At 39.5% G+C, this 22964-nt stretch carries 22 protein-coding genes and 2 tRNA genes; 20 read left to right on the top strand and 4 right to left on the bottom strand.

Features of this window, described 5'->3' with window-relative positions; genetic code table 11:
* Positions 1-21 precede the first annotated feature (21 nt).
* The 20 genes from AC3M61_RS09225 (at position 22) to AC3M61_RS09130 (ending at position 18408) form a co-directional block, all read left to right on the top strand.
* A complete protein-coding gene (locus AC3M61_RS09225) occupies positions 22-645 on the top strand; it encodes a hypothetical protein (protein WP_500780556.1) in 624 nt (207 codons plus the stop codon).
* 39 nt (positions 646-684) lie between these two features.
* The gene (gene pheT / locus AC3M61_RS09220; protein ID WP_500780555.1) at positions 685-3027 is read left to right on the top strand and encodes a phenylalanine--tRNA ligase subunit beta; all 2343 of its coding nucleotides are present in this window, start codon (positions 685-687) and stop codon (positions 3025-3027) included.
* Positions 3028-3075: 48 nt separating this feature from the next.
* On the top strand, positions 3076-3858 hold the full coding sequence (locus AC3M61_RS09215) for a SagB/ThcOx family dehydrogenase (RefSeq protein ID WP_500780554.1): 783 nt from the start codon (positions 3076-3078) through the stop codon (positions 3856-3858).
* Positions 3859-3882: 24 nt separating this feature from the next.
* Entirely contained in the window at positions 3883-4791 is a 909-nt protein-coding gene (locus AC3M61_RS09210; RefSeq protein WP_500780553.1) for a DMT family transporter, read from the top strand.
* A gap of 9 nt (positions 4792-4800) precedes the next feature.
* Positions 4801-5886: an acyltransferase family protein gene (locus AC3M61_RS09205; RefSeq protein ID WP_500780552.1), complete on the top strand. Its 1086-nt coding sequence runs from the start codon at positions 4801-4803 to the stop codon at positions 5884-5886.
* The gene (locus AC3M61_RS09200) at positions 5883-7622 is read left to right on the top strand and encodes an ABC-F family ATP-binding cassette domain-containing protein (protein WP_500780551.1); all 1740 of its coding nucleotides are present in this window, start codon (positions 5883-5885) and stop codon (positions 7620-7622) included. The genes AC3M61_RS09205 and AC3M61_RS09200 overlap by 4 nt, the downstream gene beginning before the upstream one ends.
* 22 nt (positions 7623-7644) lie before the next feature.
* The gene (locus AC3M61_RS09195) at positions 7645-8136 is read left to right on the top strand and encodes a GNAT family N-acetyltransferase (protein WP_029683888.1); all 492 of its coding nucleotides are present in this window, start codon (positions 7645-7647) and stop codon (positions 8134-8136) included.
* Between the two features lie 4 nt (positions 8137-8140).
* Positions 8141-9007, top strand: coding sequence for a deoxyribonuclease IV (locus AC3M61_RS09190; protein ID WP_500780550.1), 867 nt, complete (start codon positions 8141-8143; stop codon positions 9005-9007).
* A gap of 36 nt (positions 9008-9043) precedes the next feature.
* Positions 9044-9487 carry an SRPBCC domain-containing protein gene (locus AC3M61_RS09185; RefSeq protein ID WP_029683886.1) on the top strand — a complete coding sequence of 148 codons (444 nt, stop codon included), beginning with the start codon at positions 9044-9046 and terminating at the stop codon, positions 9485-9487.
* A gap of 41 nt (positions 9488-9528) precedes the next feature.
* Positions 9529-10149, top strand: coding sequence for a thiamine diphosphokinase (locus tag AC3M61_RS09180; protein ID WP_500780549.1), 621 nt, complete (start codon positions 9529-9531; stop codon positions 10147-10149).
* Positions 10128-11258, top strand: a complete 1131-nt coding sequence (locus tag AC3M61_RS09175) for a 1-deoxy-D-xylulose-5-phosphate reductoisomerase (protein WP_500780548.1) — start codon at positions 10128-10130, stop codon at positions 11256-11258. Before AC3M61_RS09180 ends, AC3M61_RS09175 begins: the two co-directional genes overlap by 22 nt.
* The gene (locus AC3M61_RS09170) at positions 11255-12745 is read left to right on the top strand and encodes a M50 family metallopeptidase (RefSeq protein WP_500780547.1); all 1491 of its coding nucleotides are present in this window, start codon (positions 11255-11257) and stop codon (positions 12743-12745) included. The genes AC3M61_RS09175 and AC3M61_RS09170 overlap by 4 nt, the downstream gene beginning before the upstream one ends.
* Positions 12746-12772: 27 nt before the next feature.
* A complete protein-coding gene (gene ispG / locus AC3M61_RS09165) occupies positions 12773-13867 on the top strand; it encodes a flavodoxin-dependent (E)-4-hydroxy-3-methylbut-2-enyl-diphosphate synthase (RefSeq protein ID WP_500780690.1) in 1095 nt (364 codons plus the stop codon).
* 21 nt (positions 13868-13888) lie between these two features.
* Positions 13889-14668, top strand: a complete 780-nt coding sequence (gene surE, locus AC3M61_RS09160; RefSeq protein ID WP_029683882.1) for a 5'/3'-nucleotidase SurE — start codon at positions 13889-13891, stop codon at positions 14666-14668.
* Positions 14646-15146, top strand: a complete 501-nt coding sequence (gene def, locus AC3M61_RS09155) for a peptide deformylase (protein WP_500780546.1) — start codon at positions 14646-14648, stop codon at positions 15144-15146. Before surE ends, def begins: the two co-directional genes overlap by 23 nt.
* Before the next feature lie 107 nt (positions 15147-15253).
* Positions 15254-15511 carry a hypothetical protein gene (locus tag AC3M61_RS09150; protein ID WP_029683884.1) on the top strand — a complete coding sequence of 86 codons (258 nt, stop codon included), beginning with the start codon at positions 15254-15256 and terminating at the stop codon, positions 15509-15511.
* A gap of 117 nt (positions 15512-15628) precedes the next feature.
* Positions 15629-16378, top strand: a complete 750-nt coding sequence (locus AC3M61_RS09145) for an SIMPL domain-containing protein (RefSeq protein WP_500780545.1) — start codon at positions 15629-15631, stop codon at positions 16376-16378.
* A gap of 53 nt (positions 16379-16431) precedes the next feature.
* Positions 16432-18153, top strand: coding sequence for a phospho-sugar mutase (locus AC3M61_RS09140; protein WP_500780544.1), 1722 nt, complete (start codon positions 16432-16434; stop codon positions 18151-18153).
* 49 nt (positions 18154-18202) lie between these two features.
* Positions 18203-18292 (top strand) — tRNA-Leu (locus AC3M61_RS09135).
* Between the two features lie 39 nt (positions 18293-18331).
* Positions 18332-18408 (top strand) — tRNA-Met (locus AC3M61_RS09130).
* 64 nt (positions 18409-18472) lie between these two features.
* Here AC3M61_RS09130 and AC3M61_RS09125 read toward each other — a convergent pair.
* The 4 genes from AC3M61_RS09125 to AC3M61_RS09110 form a co-directional block, all read right to left on the bottom strand.
* On the bottom strand, positions 18473-19114 hold the full coding sequence (locus AC3M61_RS09125) for a hypothetical protein (protein WP_500780543.1): 642 nt from the start codon (positions 19112-19114) through the stop codon (positions 18473-18475).
* 58 nt (positions 19115-19172) lie between these two features.
* Entirely contained in the window at positions 19173-20294 is a 1122-nt protein-coding gene (rodA, locus tag AC3M61_RS09120; RefSeq protein WP_500780542.1) for a rod shape-determining protein RodA, read from the bottom strand.
* A gap of 18 nt (positions 20295-20312) precedes the next feature.
* The gene (locus AC3M61_RS09115; RefSeq protein WP_500780541.1) at positions 20313-21257 is read right to left on the bottom strand and encodes a TIGR00269 family protein; all 945 of its coding nucleotides are present in this window, start codon (positions 21255-21257) and stop codon (positions 20313-20315) included.
* Between the two features lie 128 nt (positions 21258-21385).
* On the bottom strand, positions 21386-22762 hold the full coding sequence (locus AC3M61_RS09110; RefSeq protein WP_500780540.1) for a Do family serine endopeptidase: 1377 nt from the start codon (positions 22760-22762) through the stop codon (positions 21386-21388).
* Positions 22763-22964 lie beyond the last annotated feature (202 nt).

Below are 22964 nucleotides of genomic sequence, written 5' to 3'. Positions count from 1 at the left end.
TGTGTGAAGGAGGTTACTTAAATGATACACCTGTTCTTAGCTCACTTCGTAGCAGATCACGGTTTTACTGATAACGCTAAGATAAGACACTACAAAGGGTACAAACTTTTCGAACATATCATCTGGTCGATTTTTGCCCTTCTTGCTTTCACTTTTGACACGCTGTTAAAAAGTCCAAAGGGTGTCGCTGTTTTACTTATCATGATGGTAATCCATGTTGCTGGAGATTTTACTAGAACAAAGATTCATGACAACAAGACGAAATTACACATCCTTGAACTCTCAGAACTGATAATCGCACTCATTTTGAATTTTCTTGTGGCAGACTTGTTTATCTATTCATTTATCTCAAAAGAGTTTGCTCTCTATTTACTTGGTATGGCTGTTGTGACAATGGCTGTGACGTATGTGTTCAAAAACTTCTATCCAGGTGACGAGAATTACAACGACCTAGATGGTATCTCGGAAAGATTAGCTTTTTACGTGTTTTTCCTTGGAAAAAGTTATTGGTTGGCATTTCTCTCACTGGTTTTGGGGTTTCTTTACAAACTGTGGAAACGTGAACGAATTAACCTTCACACTTGGTGGATTAGTCCTTTATCGGCGGTTATGATTACAATAATTTGGAAGTTTTTGATATTCTAAAGAAAATATGGAAATACGGCTAATCAGGAGGTGCTCTTTGTGAGAATTTCTTTGGAATGGCTTAATCAATATATCGATGTTAGCAAAGAGGAAGTTTCAGAGTATCTACCAAAACTTGGTTTTGACATAGGAGAAGAAGGTCCTGTTTTCCCGCTCCGTGGTCCGATAGTTGTTGGGCGCATTGAGAGTGTTGAGAAGCACCCTCAAGCTGATAAATTGGTGGTCTGCAAAGTGAATATAGGTAACGAGTATAAAACAATATTAACCGCAGACCTTTCAGTTCAAGAAGGCAAGTACGTTTTTGTAGCACTCCAAGGAGCAAGGCTTACAAACGGTGTAGAAATTCAAGAAAAAGTAATGCGTGGGGTTCCATCTCAGGGCATGATGTGTTCTTTGGAAGAGCTCGGACTTGAACAAAAAAGTGAACATGTTTATATGACGGATGAAGAACTTCCACTTGGAGCAGACGTTATCAAGCTGCTCGATTTAAATGACTGGTATTTTGAGATGGAGATAACCCCGAATCGCCCCGATGTGCTATCGTATTTTGGTGTTACAAGAGAATTATCTGCCGGGTTAAAACGAAAACCTCACTTCCCTATTCCAAGCGTAAAACACGCAGAAGGAAACGATAAAGTTGAGGTACACATAGAAACCAATGGATGCTGGAGATATACAGCGCGGGTAATCAGGAACGTTAAGGTAGGTCCGAGCCCTCTGTGGATGCAAAAACGGTTAATTGCATCTGGAATCAGACCTATAAACAACATTGTTGATATAACGAACTATGTGATGCTTGAAACTGGGCATCCAGTCCATGCTTTTGACCTTGCAAAATTGAATGGAAAGATAGTGGTTCGCGATGCAAGACCTGGTGAAAAGATGTTATTACTCGATGGCAAGACTTACGAATTTACTGGCGGTGAGGTACTTATCACTGACGGTGAAAAGCTTCTCGCACTTGGTGGCATCATGGGAGGAGAAGAATCTGGAATATCAAGTAACACAACCGATGTTTTGTTAGAGGTTGCGATGTTTGACCCTGTCCGGATAAGAAAAGCATCGAGAAGGTTAGGGGTTTCCTCAGATTCTTCTTACCGCTTCGAAAGAGGTGTTGATTTTGACGACGCTTTGTTCGTTATTGAAAGGCTTTCACAATTGATTGAGGAACTCGCGGGTGGTAAACCTTCAAAAGAAATAGTGGATAACTATCCTCATAAAATAGAGCAAAGGAAAATATTTGTTCCAAAGAATTACGCGAAAAGAGTTTTAGGTATAGATGTGAAACATATTGGCGACTACATTGAGCCACTCGGTTTTGAGGTAGAAGAAACGAAGGATGGTTACGACGTTTACGTGCCGTCTTTCAGATATTTCGATGTTTCTCTTCCAGAGGATGTTATGGAAGAGGTAGGACGCATCCATGGATACGAACATCTCCATGCGGAACCTCCGAGAATGGTCGCTATTGAGAAAGGAAGAAGTGAAAAGCAGAAAAGAAGATTTGAAATCAAAAACCTCATGACAGCAATGGGGTTCAATGAAGCGAATACACTTTCTTTCGCTGCAAGTAAGGTTATAGATATTTTTGAAATCAACGGCAAAGGTGTCCCAATAAGCAATCCTATTATTTCAGATTTCGATACGATGAGACCTTCTCTTCTTTACGGGTTGCTCGATTCTCTTTCCTACAACTACAAAAGACAAATGAAAGATGTGAGACTCTTTGAAGTTGGGAAGGTATTTTCTATCGTTGATGGTAAACCTCACGAGCAAGAGGCTCTTGGCTTCGTTGCAACAGGTAGAGAATCTGTTAAGGACTACACTGACAAAAGAACTGTGTCGCTTTATACAATGAAAGGTGTATTGGAAGAACTCTTCGAACAATTTGGATTGGAAGTTACTTTTAAAAAGATTGAAAAGAAGGGTTTTGTTCCGACTGTAACCGCAGGAATTTACTACAAAGGGCAATTGATAGGTTTTGTAGGGCTTTTAGACCCTGAACTTGCAGACAAGCTTTACGATGTCAAAGACGAAATTTACGCTTGTGAGATTTATCTTGAAACTATCTATTCAGCAGACGCAAGGAAAACATACCAACCGTTACCTCAGTTCCCGTATGTGCGCAGAGACGTGTCTTATCTCATTCCAATTGGATATGAGATTGAGAATTTACTAAAGATTTACAAGGATAACCCACTTGTTGAAGAGGTGGGTATAGACGACATTTACAGAAAAGTTGGCGATGAGTTCTACAGTGTAACGATTTACGCAAAGTTTAGACATCCGGAAAGGACATTGAGTGATGAAGAAGTGGACCTTGCACTTGAAGATATAAAGGAAAGAATTAAGAAAGAATGCGGTATCAACCCAAGATTTTAACAGAAGTGGTGAATCGAAAGAATTGAAAAAGGGAAAGGGGGGAAGTTGATGAGTTTCAGTCCGAAAGACCAAAATGAGTTTGATAAAATCATTTCCCTAGGACGAGAATTTCTGAAATCAAATTGGGAAGTTTTGGAAAATTACACAAGCGACCAAAGAAAAGGGGTAGAGATGCCCCCTTTTGAAAAACCGTACCCACAAGATGTGTTTTTGATAAAGCTTCCAGATTTTAATATCGACGAATTTAAAATAAAGTCCCTGTTCGAAGCTATTGCAAACAGGAAAAGTCATAGGAAGTACGAAAACAAACCACTTAAGTTAGTGGAGCTCTCTTTTCTGCTATGGGCTACGCAAGGAATCAGGCACGTAACACCTAAAGCTACGTTCAGAACAGTACCTTCTGCTGGAGCAAGACATCCGTTCGAAACATACGTATATGTTGAAAATGTCGAAGGCTTAGAAGAAGCAATCTACAGATATCTGCCTCTTGAACACAGTTTAATCTTGCACAGGAAAGACAGGTATCTCAGAGAAGAAATTATCCACGCGACATTGGGACAAGAATTCGTTGGTCAAGCTGCAGTCGTATTTATATGGACCGCGATACCCTACAGGACAGAATGGCGATACGGTCCTGCTTCTCACAAGGTGATACTTTTGGATGCTGGGCACGTTTGCCAGAACTTGTACCTTGCTTGTGAAGCAATAGAAGCTGGAACGTGTGCAATAGCAGCCTATTCTCAGAAACTCATGGATAGATTCCTTGGTGTCGACGGACAAGACGAGATGGTTGTTTATCTCGCGCCCGTTGGAAAGGTTGCCAAAAGTTAGTAATCTGGACATCTGGAGGCGGGTATGAAGGGCGAATTTGGAACAGAATATAACTTGAAAGACAAATTCATAGCTATTTTTTGGCTCTTAGTGCTCACATTTTTATGGGGTTTGACTTTTCCAATACAAAAACTTGTGTTAAATGAAGAAATCTCGCCATTTTTGTACAACGCGATCCGATTTTGGATCGCAACTTTTTTATCGGCACTCGTTTTTGGGAAATCCGATTGGATACGTGGCACGGTGCTTGGCATAGTGATGGCTGTCGCTTATGCTACTCAGACATGGGGGTTAACGATAACAACGTCCACGAAAAGTGGGTTTATCACTTCATTATACATAGTTATCGTCCCGTTCTTTTCTTACATCATAGAGCATGAAAAGGTGAGAAAACTTCAAGTTTTAGGCTTTCTTGGAGCACTTATTGGTATGTATTTACTGAGCGGAGGAATTAGTGGTTACAATTTCGGAGATTTTCTTACAACAATATGCGGAGTTATGTACGCACTTCATGTTGTGTTGATAACCAAATTTTCCAAGCAAGTTAATGAATATTCGTTGCTAACTCCCCAATTCTTCACAGTAGCACTACTGAACACACTCTTCAATGTGTTCTACCGAGGCAACGGTGACAAATGGAGTTTTTCCATGAGTGCTATCTTTGTTGCTACTTTTACAGCGGTAACTGCTACAATTTTTGCGATAATAATTCAGGCGAAGTATCAAAAGGTTGTTGGTAGTAACGTGTCCGCTCTCATTTTTGTTGGAGAACCGTTATTTGCAATGATTTTGTCTGTTCTCATTCTAAAAGAACATCTAACTACTTCGCAACTCATGGGTGGTTTACTAATGCTAGCTTCAATAATCCTTGGTGTTTTGAATATAAGTGAGAGACAAGATGGCTTGATTTTTGCAAAGAAGAAACAGGAGTGAAGCAAGGTTATGAAAAGGGTCGAAAATTCGAATGCTAATAAAAATCGTGAATTATGGGTTGATTACGCTCGAGGTTTGGCATTAATAATGGTTGTCCTGGCACATTCTCAGATTCCATGGAAGTTGTTTGGATTTGTTTCGTATGTCATAGTTGTCTTCCCGTTTTTGACAGGTTATCTAATGAAAGATATGGGTTTTAAAGATTTTTTCGCTAAACGTATAACATTGGTCATTTCGTATTACTACATTGGGGCGATTAGTTATATTCTTTGGATTTTCCTTGTTCCAGAAGCTTTTAGAAAAACTGATAATGTGACTTATCTGAAAAATTTCTTGCTCGTTCGGACAGATCTGCTTGAGAAGATACCTCTTCCAATTGTGCCGTTGTGGTATTTAATTTTCCTTATTGTAGCGGAATTCATGCTCATAGCTTTTCGCAAATTTCATGTCCTTCCGTATGCAATAGTTGTAGGTATATTACTGCGATTTTTTTATCCAGGCGCACTTCCTTTCAAAGTGGATGTAGCTTTTTCTGGACTTTACATGTTTTGGTTGGGAAAATTTGTGAAAGAGAAAAGAACAACGTTCGAAAAGTTCGTAGGAATAATTGGTTTGGTAGGGTTGATAACGTGGACTTTAGTTGCTTTGTTTGTCGATGGGACATCGTGGAATATGGATTATTACGGTATAAACCCGCTATTAACATTCTTTGGTGAAATTGGAACAGCAATGTGCTTTTTCTCAATTGGAATACTTATTGAGCGCTTCGTGAACATTTCAAAAAACACCAACAGCCTACTACGAAGATTCTTTGTCAAGTATATACTCGGCATCCCAAGACTCTTCTCGGATAATGCGATATTCGCTTTCGGTTACCATATCTTGGTCGGAGGTTTGACTATACTGATTACAATCGCTTTGGGCTTTACCGTTACTGAAGAAACTTTGCGAGCGTACTGGTATATTGCTTTTGTTTTAACATTTGGAGTAATGGTGTTATTAATGGTTCTTTTGCCAAAGCCCGTCAAACTACTTTTAACGCAACCAGACTCGTTTTTAAAACGGTCAGGAAAAGAAAGGAGTTCCTGGAAATGATAACGATAAAGAATCTTACCATAGCCTTCCCTGAGAAGACGCTCTTTTCAAATTTCAACGCAACCGTTCTAACAAGGGATAGGATAGGATTGATGGGGAAAAATGGTAGTGGGAAGAGTACGCTGTTGAAAGCTATAGCTGGGATTTTCAAAGATTACCACGGGGAAATAACAATCCAAGGGAAAGTGCTTTACATGGATCAATACAGAACATTTGAAGCAAGAACCCCTTATGAATACTACATGATGGTGGCGGATACTCCAGAAAAACAAAAGCAGGTGAGGAGCATATTGAAAGGATTGGGTTTTCCGGAAGAGGACTGGGAAAGGGATATTTCAACATTTAGCGGAGGAGAGAGAACGAAACTGCAGTTGGGAAGACTCTTTGTAGAAGACCCCGATTTCCTTCTTTTAGATGAGCCAACCAATTTCTTGGACATAGAAAGTATAGAGTTTTTGAAAGAATTACTGAGAGGTTTTCGCGGAGGATATATAATTATTTCGCACGACAGGGATTTCCTGAGAAACACCTGTGAAAAGTTCTGGGAGATAAACAACGAGCGGATCTGGGTTTTTGATATGGATTTCGACAGCTACCATTTGGAAAGACAAAGGATTATCGAAACCCAAAGAAGACAGCTTGAAAATATACAACGTGAAATAGAAAGATTGAGAGCGATAATAGATAGGTACAAAAAATGGGGTAGGGAAAAATTCACAAGGCAAGCGAAAAGTAAAGAAAAGATGCTCGAGAAAATGCTCGAAGAATTAGAAAATATGCCCAACTTGTATTTGGAGGAAGAGGAGAAGAGGATAGATATACCTGAACCAGACAACACAGGTTACGTTGTTTTGGAAGTTAAGAATGTGTCTTGGAACGGTTTGTTGAAAAATGTCTCGTTCACAGTATATCAAGGAGATAAGATAGCAATTGTTGGACCTAACGGTTCTGGAAAAACGACACTATTAAAGATTATCAATGGGCAAACCGATTACACCGGTCAAGTAACGTTCGGATACAACGTAAAAGCAGTTTATCTTGAACAGTTTGTTGACCAGCTTGATTTAGAAAACACTGTTTTCGATGAGCTCTTCGAAGAGATGCCAGATAAACCAGACTACGTTATCAGAGCTTACGCAGGTAGATTCGGATTTCGCGGTGAAGATGTTTTTAAAACAATTGCTGATTTGAGTGGTGGAGAAAGACAGATACTCGCTCTTGCAAAGGTCTTGCTAAGAAGACCGAATGTGCTTATTCTGGACGAGCCAACGAACCATATGGATTTGGAAACGGTCGAAGCGCTTGAATCGGCACTTAAAGAATATAAGGGAGCAGTTTTGTTGGTGTCTCATGACCTAGAGTTGATTAGAAACGTATGCAACAGGTTTTTTACCATCAAAAATGGGGAACTGTTGGAATCTACCGAGCCGATATTCTTTTCTAAAGAAAAGAAAAAGGTTGAAAAAGAAAAGAACGTAGATTTTGAAGAGAAAAAGAGACTGAGAAATCAGTTAAAGAGTTGGAAAAAACAATTGGAAGAACTAAAGGAAAGAGAGAACGAGATAACATACATGATAAGTGATTTAGAAAGTCGTATGCACAAAGAACAAGATTACGTTAAGTTGATGGAATTAATGGGCGAGAAAGAAAAATTGGAGGAGGAATTGCTAAGAGTAATGGAAACTTTCGAAGAAATCGAAAGAAAGATAAAGGAATTCGAGAATATAGAAGATTAGGTGGTTAGGAGGAGTTTCTATCATGAACAACCCAAATGGCGAAAAATTAAAGTTTCATATTGGCAGTGGTTTTGTGGCTGAATTAAGTGACGAAGATATAAAGTACTTCTCTGAAAGGAGAATAACGAAGGCAGAACCTGTTACATTAGTATTTTTCTCTGAAAAAAACGATGGTAATTACGAGAAAATTGGATTTGTTGAATTTGATTTGAGAGTCATAAACAAAAATGCGTATATCACATTTTATGTAACTCCACAATACCGTGGCAAAGGGATAGGAAAGCTTATGCTAAGGAAAGCCTTAGAGTTTGCTTTCAAAGAGTTAAATCTTCATAGAATAACGGCCGAAGTTTACGAGTATAATGAACGTTCGCTGAGGTTACTTGAAAGTTTGGGGTTCAAAAAAGAAGGTATTCTCAGGGAAGCAAAATACCACGATGGAAGATATTGGGATATAATTGTAATGGGATTAATGAAAGAAGATTGGAAAGACAGTGAAGAGTTTAGAAGGTGAGAATATGAGTGGTAAAAGAGAACTGATAATCGGTGCTCACATGCCAATAGGTGGAGGTTTTGCAAGAGTTCCAAAGGAGACCGTGGAAATAGGAGGAAATGCCTTCCAGATTTTCCCGCATAATCCTCGTCAATGGAATGCGAAGTTACCATCTGATGATGATGTGGTCCATTTTTTAAGAGACGTTAAAAAATACAACTTGAACCCAGAGAATTTCATGTGTCATGCTGGTTATCTTGTTAACGTTGCAAGCCCTAAGGAAGATATTTGGGAAAAGTCTGTTGCGTTACTTATCACCGAAGCGAAGATATGTGCAAGACTCGGAATTAAATATTTAAGCATCCATCCTGGGAGTCATCTGGGACTTGGTGAGAAGGAAGGTATAGAAAGAGTTGCAAGGGCTTTGAATATGGTTATGGAAAAAGAAAAGAACGTTTATATATTGTTGGAAAACGTTGTTAAGAAAGGTGGAAACATAGGATACAACTACGCCCAAATGAGGGAGATAATAAGTCTATGCAAATACGAAGACAGGATAGGTTTGACGTTTGATACATGTCACGGCTATGACGCGGGATACGATGTCACAACAAATGAGGGCATAAAGCAACTCATTGAGGAGATTGACCGGGAAGTGGGAATAAAAAGACTGAAGTTTGTCCATCTTAACGATACCAAAAACGAACTTGGTTCTCAGAAAGACAGACACGAGAATATAGGAAATGGAAAGATTGGAGAAAAGCTCATAGTATTTTTGTCGAATCCAGTGTTTAACTCGCTACCATTGATTTTGGAAACTCCAGGTGACAATCCAGAACACGCAGAAGATATAGCAAAGGTTAAGGCGATATGGGAAAAAGTTGATTGCTGAGAATTTAATCAAAAGAAAGTCGAGGTGTTGTTTTGGATGCCTCTTTCGAATGACGAGATGGAGTTTCATGAAAGGTTCAAAGCTCCCGTTGACGTTGTATGGAAGATATTTTATAACTCCAACGGTTGGGACCCATGGTTTACAGATGGAATGAAGATATACGAGGATAGTGGCGAGATATACTTTCGTTGGTTCAGGCTCACCGATGGCCAGGTTGTTACGGACACAGGTAGGATTGTTAGTGTGATTCACAAGCGTCTCTTCTCTTTCTGGTGGTATGAATACGAGGATGGCTATCGTTCATTTGTGGAGATGACGTTTCAGCCAACAGATGAAGAAGAAACGATTGTGACAGTGAGAGATAGAACGTTTGTAAAAGATGAAGGAGAATTACACATAAGGTACGGATGTGCATATGGTTGGGGGCAAATGTTGTTGCTTGCAAAAGTTTACGTTGAAAAGGGACTTATACTTATATGAGCATTGCAACGTGTTGAGTATACGAGATAGGGGGTATGTGGATGAAAGCTTCCATAATTCTTAACGGAAATTCGAATGGCACAATGTACATAACTGGTGAACTCGTTGTTGCAGTTGACGGAGGTGCTGACGAATTAAGAAGAAGAAAAATAATTCCACACGTAATTATTGGAGATATGGATTCTGTTTCGGGTGATACGCTCGAGTATTTCGAAACAAAAGGGGTTAAGATTTGCACGTATCCTACAGAGAAAGACGAAACGGACCTCGAGCTTGCGTTGAATTATGTTTTCAAGCATGGTGCAACGGAAGTTGAAATACTTAACTGGCAAGGTGAAAGGCTCGATATGATACTCGCAATGGTAGGTTTGATGAGCAAATACGACAATGTGATAGCGATATCTGATAAGTGTGAGGTTGGGGTTATCAAAGCAGGTGAGAAAGGAACCCAAACTTTGAAAGCTGTCCCCGGGGAGATTTGGTCACTTATACCCCTGTGCCATGCTGAGTTTTCGATAGAAGGGTTTAAATATCAATTCAATGGCAGTATGGATATAACAGCACCGATAGGTGTCAGTAACGTCGCTTTGAGTGACTTTGTGAAGATAGAAGTGAAAAACGGTAAGGTGGTGTTTGTGCGTTGGAAGAAAAAACCACTATAAAAAAAGTAGTAATACTAGGTGCTACAGGTTCGATAGGAACGCAAACGGTCGATGTTATAAAACAACTTGAAGGCTTCAAAGTTGTTGGTATTTCCTTTGGTTCGAATGTGGAACAAGCACGAAGGATAATGGAAGATTTAAAAGTAGATTACTACGTTTCAAATAAAGAAGTAGGGTTTGGAAAGCGCTTTGAGAATACACAGCAATTATTAGAAGAAGTAGCTCCTGATATAGTGGTTTGTGCAATTCCTGGATTCGAGGGTGTTAAAGCAACAATTGTTGCCTTGCAATACGCAAAAAGAATAGCACTTGCAACAAAAGAAGCTTTGGTTTGTGCAGGTCCATTTGTTAAGAAGATAGCCAAAGAGAAAAATGTTGAGATTATCCCTGTTGATAGTGAGCATTCGGCGATCTTCCAGCTCTACGAACCTCACGTTGAAAAAATACTCATAACCGCTTCGGGAGGTGCTGTTAGGGACGTCCCTCTCAAATATATAGCGGACCTGAAGCCATCAGACATTTTGAAACATCCGACATGGAGCATGGGAGGTAGGATAACTGTCGATTCATCAACGATGGTGAACAAACTTTTTGAGGTTATTGAAGCGCACGAACTCTTCGATTTGGAATACGACAGAATAGAGGTAAAAATTAACCGCTCAAGTTTTATTCACGGAATAGTCTTTCTTGAGGATGGGGTTATAAAAATCCATGCAGGTAAGCCTGATATGAGGATACCCATTGCTTACGCGCTTACTTATCCAGAAAGGAAGTATCACTCACCTGCGGCTGATGTTTCAGAATTTGACCTTCAATTGTCTGATGTGGAGCGCGAACGTTATCCACTTTTCTTCTACGGATTGGATATGTTAAAAAGAAAAGACGATTTGTCCTGGAGGATTGCATTGAACGCAGCTGATGAGGTAGCAGTTAACGCGTTTCTTAGTAGAAAGATATCATTCAAAGATATTGAAAAGGTAGTTAGAAAGACGATAGAGTGCATAGATTCGCAAAACATAATCATCACGTCGATAGAAGATGTCTACAAAACTGACGAATTAGCAAGAAGTTACGCTAAAGAATTCATCGAAAGGGAGGTTCAGAAATGAGTGTGCTTGTTAATATCGTCGCCTTCATTTTGGTTTTCATCTTTATTGTAGTTGTTCACGAATTTGGTCACTATCTTTTTGCAGTAGCGTTTGGTGTTAAAGTGCATGAGTTTGCAATCGGTTTCGGACCAGCGATTTACAGAAAGAAAGGAAAGAAGACGGATTTTAGAATAAACGTTTTTCCACTCGGTGGATACGTCAGACTAAAGGGCGAGGATCCTCAAGAGCAAGAGGACCCAGATTCACTTTACGGAGTTGCCCCTTGGAAGCGATTTTTGATTGTACTCGCGGGACCTGTCTTTTCGATTTTGGCAGGTTATCTGTTATTTGTATTGATAATTTCCATATGGGGATACACTCCTATAATAATCGATAAAGTCATTCCGGGTTCGCCAGCTGAACAGGCGGAACTTCAAGCAAACGATATAGTTTTAAAGCTCAACGGGAAGTATGTTTTCGATACGATGGATATGACCAGCATTATACGAAAGGGTAAACCTCTAACACTTGAGGTGCTTAGAGAAGATGCTCGTAAAACTGTAAAAGTGACACCGGAGCTTACTCAAAAAGAATACTTTTTGTACTTGAAGGATGTTAAGGGGGATGTAGGAGGTAAAGTAGAAAGTATCAACAACATCTCTTTTGAAAGATACATGGAAAAGTATACAAAGGAGTATGTGACAATAAAATCGGAATTAGGAGAACTAAAAGGCTTGTTGGATAACGTATCTAACATTCCAGAGAGATATGCGATTGGGATTTACTATGGACAGTTTTCTAATGTATTTGCCAAGGATAGTGAGATATTTTTAAAGGGTGATACGTTAGTTGAGATTGAAGGTATGAAAGTCGAGTCAACAACGGATTTGATGGATATAGTAACAGCGCTGAGTCTAAAATCTGATGAGGTTTATCTCCGCATAAAAGGAAATGAAGTTGAACAGGTTATAAGGCCTTTACCAGATAATGTTAGAGTTAGTTATATTTCAAAAAACGGCACTCAAGAAGAAATCACAGTTTCGAAAGAAAAGCTTTTAAGTGTTCTTTCTACCCCTGGGGTATTTGAAATGAAAGCACCAAAAATGAAACCTCGAGGGGTTGAAGCTATTTTCGTGGCAATAGCCCGAAGCAACAGGCTTGCATTGTACATTTGGAAAACGTTACCCGGGGTCTTTGTAGGCAGAAATATCCAGGATGTTTCAGGACCTGTTGGCGTTGTTCAAGTTATCGGACAAGCTGTGCAATTTGGTTTGGAGACGGTGTTAATAGTTGTTGCTGTGATAACAATAAACTTGGGTATATTCAATCTCTTCCCGCTCCCAGCTTTAGACGGTGGCAGGATTATATTTGCACTCGTTGAGATGATATCCAGAAAGAAGATAAACAGAAACGTTGAGAACCTTATACACACAATAGGCTTCTTCTTGCTCTTGGGCTTCTTGTTCTTTATGACCTTTGTCGACATAAGTAGATTCTTTGGTAAATAATTGGAAAGCTTGAAAGTTAGAAAGGTTGTGAAGCCATTGGCAACTAAGAGAACATCAAGAGCGGTAAGAGTTGGAAATCTCATTATTGGTGGAGATGCTCCGATAACTATACAATCAATGACAAATACCGATACAAAAGATGTTGAGACTACAGTAAAGCAAATCAAGGCTTTAGTTGATGCTGGATGTGAGATTGTTAGGATATCTCTCCCTGACTTGGAAAGTGCTCGTAAAGTTAGTTTAATTAAGAAAAGACTGAAAGAACTAAATGTGGAAGTTCCGTTAGTTGGTGATATACATTTTGACTATAGAATCGCACTGGAGGCTATAAGACAAGGTATCGATAAGATAAGAATCAACCCAGGTAACATAGGGGACGAATTGAAAGTTGTGGAAGTGGTAAAGGCGGCGAAAGAACGAGGGATACCTATAAGGGTTGGAGCCAACAGTGGTTCTCTACCTAAAGATTTAGAACACTTACCGCGTGCACAAGCCCTGGCAGAAGCGGCACTAAGGGAAGTTAGAATATTAGAGAAACACGGATTTGAAGATATCGTTATATCCGTGAAGAGCTCTGATGTGATTGAAACAATAGAGTCTAATAGATATGTTGCCAACGTTGTAGATTATCCACTTCATGTTGGTGTAACTGAAGCGGGAACGCTTTACAACTCGCTCATAAAATCGTCCATCGCTCTTGGAGTATTGATACTTGAAGGTATCGTGGATACATTAAGAATCTCGATTGCTGGAGACCCGTTAAACGAAGTGATTGCGGCGAAGAAATTATTGACAGCACTTCACTTAAGAAAAGGTCCGAACGTGGTTGCTTGTCCTACCTGTGCAAGGACCGTTTTTGATGTTGAGTCTGTTGCTTTAGAAGTGGAAAAGCTTGTATCAGGTGTGCAGGAAGATATAACAATTTCTGTTTTGGGTTGCGTGGTAAATGGCATAGGCGAGGGGAAGGATGCCGATGTGGGAATTGCTGGTGTTAGAGATGGGGTTGCGGTTTTCTATAAAGGGGAGATAATAGGGACTTACAAATTCGATGAAGGTTTGATAAAATTAAAGGAATTGATAAATCAGATTTTGGAAGACAGAAAGAAAAAGACGTGGAAGTAGTTTTTTTAAGGGGGAATGCGAATGAATATATTACTTGTAAACGATGATGGTGTTACTGCTCCAGGTATACTGTGTGCTGCACGCTACTTAAGTAAAGAACACTATGTAATCGTGAGTGCTCCCGAATCTGAGCAAAGCGCAGTTGGACATGGCATAACGCTTAGATTTCCATTATGGGCAAGGAAATTGGATATAAACGAGCCATTTGAGATGTATGCAGTTTCAGGAACACCAGCTGATTGTGTGAAAATAGGTTTAGATGTGATTTTTAAGGAAAAGGGGATTGTCCCGGATGTTGTCATAAGCGGAATTAACCGTGGAGAGAACTTAGGAACGGATGTTGTTTATTCCGGAACAGTGAGTGGAGCTCTTGAAGGAGCGATTGCAGGTATACCCTCTATAGCTATTTCTGTGGCTGATTTTAAAGACCCCCTTTACGACACTGCAGCAAAGTTTCTTGTGAAATTTTTGAGAGAATTTGACCTCAAGCTTATCCCAAGATTTACAGCTCTAAACATTAACGTTCCTTCGATACCCTATGAAGAAATCAAAGGTTGGAAGCTCACAAGACAGAGCAAACGCAGATACGAAGATTATTTCGAAAAGCGTATAGACCCTTCTGGACGTGAATATTATTGGATGCTTGGTGATATAATAGAGGATGACCCGGACCCGAAGGCGGATTATAAGGCGTTGCAGGAAGGCTATATATCCGTAACACCAATAACGATATTCATGACGAACGAAAAATTGCTTGAAGAATTGGAGGGAATTTACGGTGAAGGTCAGAATTTTAGGTGATCCTGTTCTGAGAAAAAAAGCACAACCTGTGACAGATTTTGCTCAAGTTCGTGCTATCTTAGAAGAATTTAAGATGACCATGTATGCAGAAGATGGTGTAGGACTTGCTGCACCACAGGTAGGTATATCTCTGAGATTTTTCGGGATGGATGACGGAAGTGGGTTTAAGATGATTGTTAACCCCGAGATTATAGAACATTCTGATGATAAAGAACTCGGTGAAGAAGGTTGTTTGAGCATCCCTGGGGTATTTGCCGATGTGTGGAGGTATAAATGGGTGCGTGTGCGATACCAAGATGAGCATGGAGTGTATCATGAAGAACTTTTGGAAGGTTACTCTGCTCGTATATTCCAACATGAATATGACCATCTTGATGGCGTATTGTTTATCGACCATCTCGATACAAAAACGCGGACAGCACTCGCACAACAGTTAAAAAAGATAATGGAAGAAAGAAAAAAGGAAATGACGAAATAAAAAGAAATAATAAGAAAAATTAACATTTTGACCTTTATTTGCACATTTTAAACTTGTGTGATATAATATCCCGAGAACCTTAGCTGGTTAGCTTGGGGGTGATACAAATGGAGAAGAAAGTAGTTAAGAATTTTACGCTGACTTACGAACTTGATATCCTCAACAAAAAGATTAAGTTGAACGGTAATCCTGAGGAAGATTTGAAAGACTTCTTAGCGAAACTCAAAACTTCTGACGACATCATCGCTCAGATGCTTTACAAAGACATCGTTGATAGTGCAATCACAGAAATGCGAGTTATGGCATGGTCTGGAATGGATATCAAGGAATGGTTAAAAGAAGTAGGAGTAGAAGGACAAGAATGAGCCAAAACTTTTTAACAAAAACAGATTAAAAGTTACATAACGTGCGGGCTGAAAGCCCGCATTTTTTTACATATTTGTTGGTTGTGATATAATAGTCTGAGACTGGAGGTGGTTTTCATGCCAAGAAATGAAGACAACATCGAAAATAGGCAATCAATTCTAACAGCTTCAGTGATTTTAGGAGTAGCCTTCGTTATTGGTATGGCGATTTTCGGATATTTCTTTTACCTCTCAAGGTTACCACAGAAATCATTGTCTGTAACAGGAAGTGCAAGGGAATTGGTTATTTCAGATGTTGCAAAGTGGTCGTCAAATTATTCAGTTAAAATATCGGAGTCTAAGTTAAACCAGGGTTTTAGGTTGATGAAGGAATATGAAAAGAAGGTTCTTGAAACTTTTAGAAGGAATGGTATAGATGATGAAGAAACTTCGCTATCGGCGATAAGTGTGACAGAGCTGTATGTGGAACCAGGGCAGGATACGGAAAGACAATACGTTCTAACACAGTATATCGATGTTCAAACAAACGATGTTGAAGGTATAGCTGAAAAGGTTAAGAATATCACTCAAGAAATATTAGACCTTGGTGTAGCGTTTCAAGCAAACTTTGTGGAATACTATTATTCAAAGCTTGCTGAGAAACGAGTTCAGTTGCTTTCAAGTGCCATGAAAGATGCAAGAAGGAGAGCAGAAGAAATTGCAAAGAGTGGTGGCTTGAAGGTAGGTAAAGTGTTAAGTGCGAAAAGCGGAGTCGTTCAGGTTCTTGCACCAAATAGTGTTGAGGTAAGCGATTACGGAACATACGATACGTCAACGAAGGAAAAAGAGATAATGGTTACAGTTAATGTCACATTTGAGGCGAAATGATATTTTGACAGTAGGAGAGTTGTAATAAAAGAGCGAGAAGGAGGTATGAAGACATGAGGGATTATATGGCTGAATACAAAAAGTGGCTTGAAAGTCCTTATGTTGATGAAAGGACAAAGGAAGAACTTAGAGCGATAGAGGGTAACGAAGAGGAGATAAAGGAGAGATTCCTGCTTGACTTGGAGTTTGGAACTGCTGGGTTGAGAGGAAAGATAGGTGCTGGGACAAACCGTATGAACATATACACAGTTTCTCAGGCAACTCAAGGTCTTGCCGATTATATAAACAGCCGAGGAGAGGAATACGCGAAACGTGGAGTGGTAATTGCTTACGATGTGAGAAGGATGTCGAAAGAATTTGCAAGGATAACAGCACAAGTGTTAGCCGCGAATGGGATACAAGTTTATTTATTTGACGATATTAGACCAACACCTGTGCTTTCTTTTGCAGTTCGATATCTTGGAACTGCTTCAGGTATTGTTATTACTGCAAGTCACAACCCTCCTGAGTACAACGGATACAAGGTTTATTGGGAAAAAGGCTCACAGATTACCGATGACATAGCCAAACCTATTGAGGAGAATATAAAAAAGATAACGGATTTTGGTATGATAAAGAAGATAGATTTTGATGAGGCGTTGTCAAAAGGATTAATAAAGATAGTGGGTTCTGAAGTCGATAATGCTTATTTTGAAAAGGTACTTTCCTTGGCTCTTTGTGATGATATAGACAAAAATATATCCATAGTTTATACCCCACTTCATGGAACAGGTGGACGGTTTGTAAGGCATGTCCTTGATAAACGCGGGTTTACGAATTACTTTATCGTTCCTGAGCAAGAGAATCCAGATGGAGAGTTTCCGACTGTCGAGTATCCTAATCCAGAGGATTTGAAAGCATTTAATCTCGCTCTTGAATATGCGAAAAGGAGAGATGCGGACATAGTTCTTGCAACGGACCCAGATTCAGACAGAAATGCGGTTATGGTGAAACATAACGGAGAGTATATTGCGTTGAATGGTAATCAGACAGGAGCGTTGTTGATAGAATATCTGCTTTCTCAAAGAAAGAAGAAGGGGATACTTCCAAAAAACGGAATAATCATAAAATCCATAGTAACTGGCGACCTTGGTAAGCTCATCGCCAAAACATATGGTGTTGAAACATTTGAAACATTAACTGGATTCAAAAACATATGTGGGCTTGAAAACGAACTCGAAGGTAAGTATTCTTTCCAGTTCGGATACGAAGAAAGCATAGGGTATGTTACTGGAGATTTTGTTAGGGACAAAGATGGTGTGATGATGTCGATGATAATTTCAGAGATGGCTGCGTATTACAAAAAGCAGGGCAAAACCCTTGTAGATGTTCTTGAATCGCTATACAAGACCTACGGTTACTATCTTGAAGACAACTTTTCTTTGGTTTACGAGGGACTTAAAGGTATGGAAAAAATCAGACGCATCATGGAAGTCTTTAGAAAGAGGTATCCAAAAGAAATTGGAACGTTGGATTTAGTTGAATATATCGATTATTTGGAACGCAAGATTTACGATGCAAATGGAAACCCCATTGGGGAAGTTGAAAAGCATATCCCCACTTCCAATGTACTTAGGTTCTTCCTCAGTGATGGTTCATGGTACGCGATAAGACCATCTGGAACTGAGCCAAAATTGAAGGTGTATGTCTATACAGTTGATAAAGTAAAAGGGGAAGCAAAAAAGAAACTTTCTGTAATAAAGGATGCGATATTGAAAATCATAGCTGAGGCTTAACAATTACTCTTGACAGAACTCAAAATATAGTGGTATAATATCCAACGGAGCCGGGGTGGCGGAATTGGCAGACGCAGCGGACTTAAAATCCGCTGGGAGTTAGACTCCCGTGTCGGTTCGACTCCGATCCCCGGCACCAGGTGGGTGTAATCGAATGAAGGCTAACATAGATAGACGTCGCGGGGTAGAGCAGTCTGGCAGCTCGTTGGGCTCATAACCCAAAGGTCGTGGGTTCAAATCCCACCCCCGCTACCAGAAAAACCGGGCACAAAAAGTGCCCGGTTTTTGTTTGTTTTTGTTCTTCAAACCCCCCTATGCACTATTTATTGCCCGGGATATACAACGAGAATTTAGCAGCAAAGTTTTCGTAAGAGGTTTCCGTTAACTGAACAACCTTAGTTGGATGAAATCTTAATCCGACACCAAAGAAAAGCAGATAAACCTTCCCAGCTTTTCCAACAATTATATTTGCATTTGGAGGAACGATTATGTCGTAATTCGTTTTTATCCGTGGTTCTTTAAAATAAAAGAACCTGTAGTTAGAAAGTCCGGGTTTTAACTCTCCGCTAAAATATGTCTTTTCCTTGTCTTTTACTGTGAACCAACTACTTTCATTACCAGCAACAAAGACCATAAAATAACCAGTTGTCGGGTCATCGTTTAGTGCAACAAGTATCCTTTCGAAATCGTATCCGAAGTCTCGCAAGTAATTTGCTGCTGCAATGTATTTGTCAACCAGTGAGTTTGGAGCGAGGAGGTCTTTGAGCTTTTCGTTTTCTGCCTTCATTTCTGAGACTTTATTATCCACATACTCTTTCAGTTCGTTATATTGTTTTAGGAGTTGGGAATAGCGAACAAAGTTCCCAAGCGAGAGAATTACAGATACGATTACAATTGTGAAGAACAACATGCCGAAGAAAGAAGAAAAATCTCTGGTTTTTTTCTTCTTAGCAATAGGCATTTTTACCACTCCTTAGAATCCAAAGTTAAATTATTAATTGTTTCCAGCCTTGTTCGTTTCACATAACCTCGCGTGCCTTTTTAGACACAGCTCGAGCTTTAATCAAAAGCCCTACAAGTGCGGAAAACACCAACGTTGAAGTTCCTCCGTAACTTATAAAAGGCAAGGGAATACCGGTCACTGGGAGTATTCCGAGGTTCATCCCTATATTTTCAAACACATGGAAAGCAAAGACAGAACACACGCCAATTGCGACAAATTCCCAGAAGTCATCTTTATAACGTCCCACTCGCATTAAACCTGCCAGTAATATTGTAGCATATAAACCCAGCAAGATGAAACTGCCAACTATACCAAATTGCTCTGCAAATGCAGAAAAGATGAAATCAGTGTGTTGCATGGGAACAATGCGCATGTTTGTCCCTGTTCCCAGCTCGTAACCAGTTCCGAAAATTCCACCGTTGGCAATCACGGACCTCGACATTATCACATTGTATGCACCTTCCTGAAAGTGCTCTTCAGGATTAAATAGTGAAAGTATTCGAACGCGTTGATAGTCTTTAAGCAAAAAGAAAAAAGCAAAGGGAATAAACGCTATCATGGTCCCAACAATTGTGAAAATATACTTCTTTTCCACATCACTTGCAAGCAACATAGAGAACCAGATAAAACCAATTAGCAAAGTCATACCCAAATCTGGCTCTAAGAATATGAGCCATGCTGGAAGAACTGATATTATAGATAATATCAGTGCTTTGGTCTTGTGATACTTTGAAAATATAGAAGCCAGCATCAAGACTACCGCAAATTTAAATATTTCAGAAGGTTGCAAATCGAAAGCCCCTATATCGATCCATCTTCGTGCACCGTATACGGTTTTTCCAAAAACAAGGACAAAGACAAGCAAAACTACCGAAATAGCGTAAATATACTTTGTGTATGATTTTATCCTTACTTCTTTTTCAAAGACTACGTAAAACATTGTTACAATACCCACAATGTTCCATATAATTTGTTTAGTGAAACGCGACTGCTGAGGAGTGTCTTTAACAACACTTCGGAGTGTAAGGGTACCAACAATCATTATTGCTATTACGACGAAGATGAGTAAGTAATCAAACAACGAGAATTCATTTTCCTTTATCTTAAAAAGCTTGGACTCGTATTTCAGAACTTTCACCATCCCAAAATGGTTTTTTTAATGTTCCATGTTACCCTCCTGTGCCGAATTGTGCTGTGCTGATACAAGATAAGAAGCAACCCGTTCCTCCAGTTTACAGTATTGGCATTTTTCCTCAGTTGTTGGGTATCCACATTTTGAACAAGCTTTAAGCTCTACTTCGTGGATTTTACTTAGCTGGTCTTTGAACTTCTCGAAATAACCGAACAGGAATCTATGCTTCACACCTGGTTGTTCGAATTCCAGTAAATTCAGATGCTTTTTGTACATAGAACTTGTAGCACCTTTTGCAAATGGGCATTTTTGTTCCATAAATGGTATGTTGTTTAAAAACACATAAGCATAAGTTTCTCTCTCTGAGACGTAAATCAATGGCTTAGCCTTTCTTACGAACTTTTCGTGTGTTTTTTCAAGAACAGGCCATTGCCTTGCCATATAATCGGTTTGCCAATTCATAATATTTCCAAAAAGGAATGTTGCTTCATCATCCATATTGTGCCCTGTTACCAAGATTGTGAATCCGTGCTCTACTGCATACCTATTCATCCAGTGGCGTCTTACAATGCCACATATACTGCACACAGGTCTTTTAACAATTTTGGCAATTTCACCTGTGCCAAGTCCACCGAAGTACTTAGTAACATCGTGAATGTTCACTTTCACACCTGTTGCCTCTTCCAGTTGTTTTACAACGCGTTCTGCTGCATTTGTATGCCTGCCCATTTTTAAGAACAGCCCCTCAACATCGTATCCCAGTCTTTTCAAAGCATAAAGAACTGCGGAACTATCTTTTCCACTTGAAACTGCTACAAGGATTCTGCCCTTTTTTGTGAACATCTTGAAGTGTGAAATACCTTTTTGAACACGATTTTCAAAAAACTCCACGAAATGTTCTTTACAAAGAGCTATATTATGTGCTCTTAGATGGATGACAGCCTGACTGGAGCACTTCTTACACTTCACTTACAAAATCCCTCCTTTTGAGTAATGATATCTTAGTTGTTCACTTAATTATACCCAAAACCCCCGCTTTTGAATAGCGGGGGTTGTGAAAATAACATGGTTTCTACATAGATTTTTGTAGAAATTTTTCAGTTATATCGGAATGAAAAGACAGAATTGACACCATTGTAGAAATAGAAGATTCCGATATAGTCACCCTTCTTTATGTTATCTACAACTTTGTTCCAATCGTTGACATTTTTGATATCGAACGAATATCCATTCACAGAAATTCGATAGATAACAGCTCCAACTTTAATGAAGGAGTTTTTAGATTCTTTTACGATAACTCCTTCCAAGCCTGCAGGTATTTTGTACGTTGACCTATCGTCTGCGGTTAGATTTGAAACTTTCAACCCGTAAAATTCTTTTGAAGTGGTGGTTGATGAGCCAGTCTGACTTGGTAATGTTCCCAGTGTAACATCTAATGTTATTTCCTTACCTGCCCTATTGACGGTTACTTTTACTTTCGTTCCGGGTGTGTAATTTCGCACAAGAGATGTTAATTCTTCAGCGCTTTCTACAATGGTACCATTAAGTTTTACTATGACATCGCCTTCTTTGATACCAGCTTTAGCAGCTGGCGAATCTTTTTCAACCTGAGATACATAGACGCCTTTTGTTACCTTGAGTCCTAAACTCTTTGCAAGCGCTTCTGTGACTGTCTGGATATATACTCCGAGATATGCCTTTTCAACTCTTCCAGTCGCGATAATTTGATTAATGAATCGCTTGGCTGTGTTGATTGGAATCGCAAAACCTATATTCATTGCTTGTGTTGGATTTATAATTGCCGTGTTGATTCCAATCACCTGACCGTAAATGTTGAGCAATGGACCGCCACTGTTACCCGGGTTAATTGCCGCATCGGTCTGAATAAGGTTTGTGTAGTATCCAGAACCGTCAGGTTTTGGTATCTTTCTACCTGTCGCAGATATAACGCCAACCGTTACTGTGTGTTGGAATCCAAGAGGGTTACCAATTGCGATTGCCCATTCACCGATTTGGAGTTTGTCAGAATCTCCCATTTCAAGAACTGGCAAATCCTTTGCTGGTTTGATTTTTATAACGGCTAAATCGAGTTCTTCATCTCCACCGATGTATTGGGCATCGTATACGTCACCGTTCAACATCGTAACTGTAATCTTCTTTGCACCTTTAACAACGTGGTAATTTGTTACAATATAACCCTCCTTGCTGATGATGAATCCAGAGCCTACACTGTTTGATTCCTCAAACTGCCTTGGTATATCTCCAAAGAACTGCCTGTAGAACTCTCTAATGAATGGGTCAATATACACTTCTGTTTGAACAACAACGTCTATCTTCACAACAGCGGGAGCAGCAACTTTAACAACGTTCACTATCGGGTTTTGATAATCAGCGTTCACAATCGCCAGTGATAGGACAGAAAGAATTAAGAAAAATCCAAAGGTTAGTTTTTTAATGTTGGAACTGTTCTTCATACCAAGCACCTCCTCTTTCAGCTCTTTATTCTCAAGCAAAAAAATTATACCACACGCTTGCTTAATTTTTCCTTAAAAATCAGGCTTTAGCCGAAATATGTGAGTGAAATCATCCGACGTTGTAGATTTTCAACGTAAATCAACTTGAAAAGGTTTTAAATAAGCTTTTCTTGTTTGACTTTCTTATTTTGCGTATTTTGGA

This window comes from Fervidobacterium sp., from assembly GCF_059913585.1.
This window is presented reverse-complemented; position numbering and strand designations above follow the sequence as displayed.

Excerpts from the sequence above, each read along its gene's own strand:
- AC3M61_RS09225 (WP_500780556.1), top strand. The coding sequence starts at position 22 with ATGATACACCTGTTCTTAGCTCACTTCGTAGCAGATCACGGTTTTACT.
- AC3M61_RS09215 (WP_500780554.1), top strand. The coding sequence starts at position 3,076 with ATGAGTTTCAGTCCGAAAGACCAAAATGAGTTTGATAAAATCATTTCC.
- AC3M61_RS09210 (WP_500780553.1), top strand. The coding sequence starts at position 3,883 with ATGAAGGGCGAATTTGGAACAGAATATAACTTGAAAGACAAATTCATA.
- AC3M61_RS09205 (WP_500780552.1), top strand. The coding sequence starts at position 4,801 with ATGAAAAGGGTCGAAAATTCGAATGCTAATAAAAATCGTGAATTATGG.
- AC3M61_RS09200 (WP_500780551.1), top strand. The coding sequence starts at position 5,883 with ATGATAACGATAAAGAATCTTACCATAGCCTTCCCTGAGAAGACGCTC.
- AC3M61_RS09195 (WP_029683888.1), top strand. The coding sequence starts at position 7,645 with ATGAACAACCCAAATGGCGAAAAATTAAAGTTTCATATTGGCAGTGGT.
- AC3M61_RS09190 (WP_500780550.1), top strand. The coding sequence starts at position 8,141 with ATGAGTGGTAAAAGAGAACTGATAATCGGTGCTCACATGCCAATAGGT.
- AC3M61_RS09185 (WP_029683886.1), top strand. The coding sequence starts at position 9,044 with ATGCCTCTTTCGAATGACGAGATGGAGTTTCATGAAAGGTTCAAAGCT.
- AC3M61_RS09180 (WP_500780549.1), top strand. The coding sequence starts at position 9,529 with ATGAAAGCTTCCATAATTCTTAACGGAAATTCGAATGGCACAATGTAC.
- AC3M61_RS09170 (WP_500780547.1), top strand. The coding sequence starts at position 11,255 with ATGAGTGTGCTTGTTAATATCGTCGCCTTCATTTTGGTTTTCATCTTT.
- surE (WP_029683882.1), top strand. The coding sequence starts at position 13,889 with ATGAATATATTACTTGTAAACGATGATGGTGTTACTGCTCCAGGTATA.
- AC3M61_RS09150 (WP_029683884.1), top strand. The coding sequence starts at position 15,254 with ATGGAGAAGAAAGTAGTTAAGAATTTTACGCTGACTTACGAACTTGAT.
- AC3M61_RS09145 (WP_500780545.1), top strand. The coding sequence starts at position 15,629 with ATGCCAAGAAATGAAGACAACATCGAAAATAGGCAATCAATTCTAACA.
- AC3M61_RS09140 (WP_500780544.1), top strand. The coding sequence starts at position 16,432 with ATGAGGGATTATATGGCTGAATACAAAAAGTGGCTTGAAAGTCCTTAT.
- AC3M61_RS09125 (WP_500780543.1), bottom strand. The coding sequence starts at position 19,114 with ATGCCTATTGCTAAGAAGAAAAAAACCAGAGATTTTTCTTCTTTCTTC.
- AC3M61_RS09110 (WP_500780540.1), bottom strand. The coding sequence starts at position 22,762 with ATGAAGAACAGTTCCAACATTAAAAAACTAACCTTTGGATTTTTCTTA.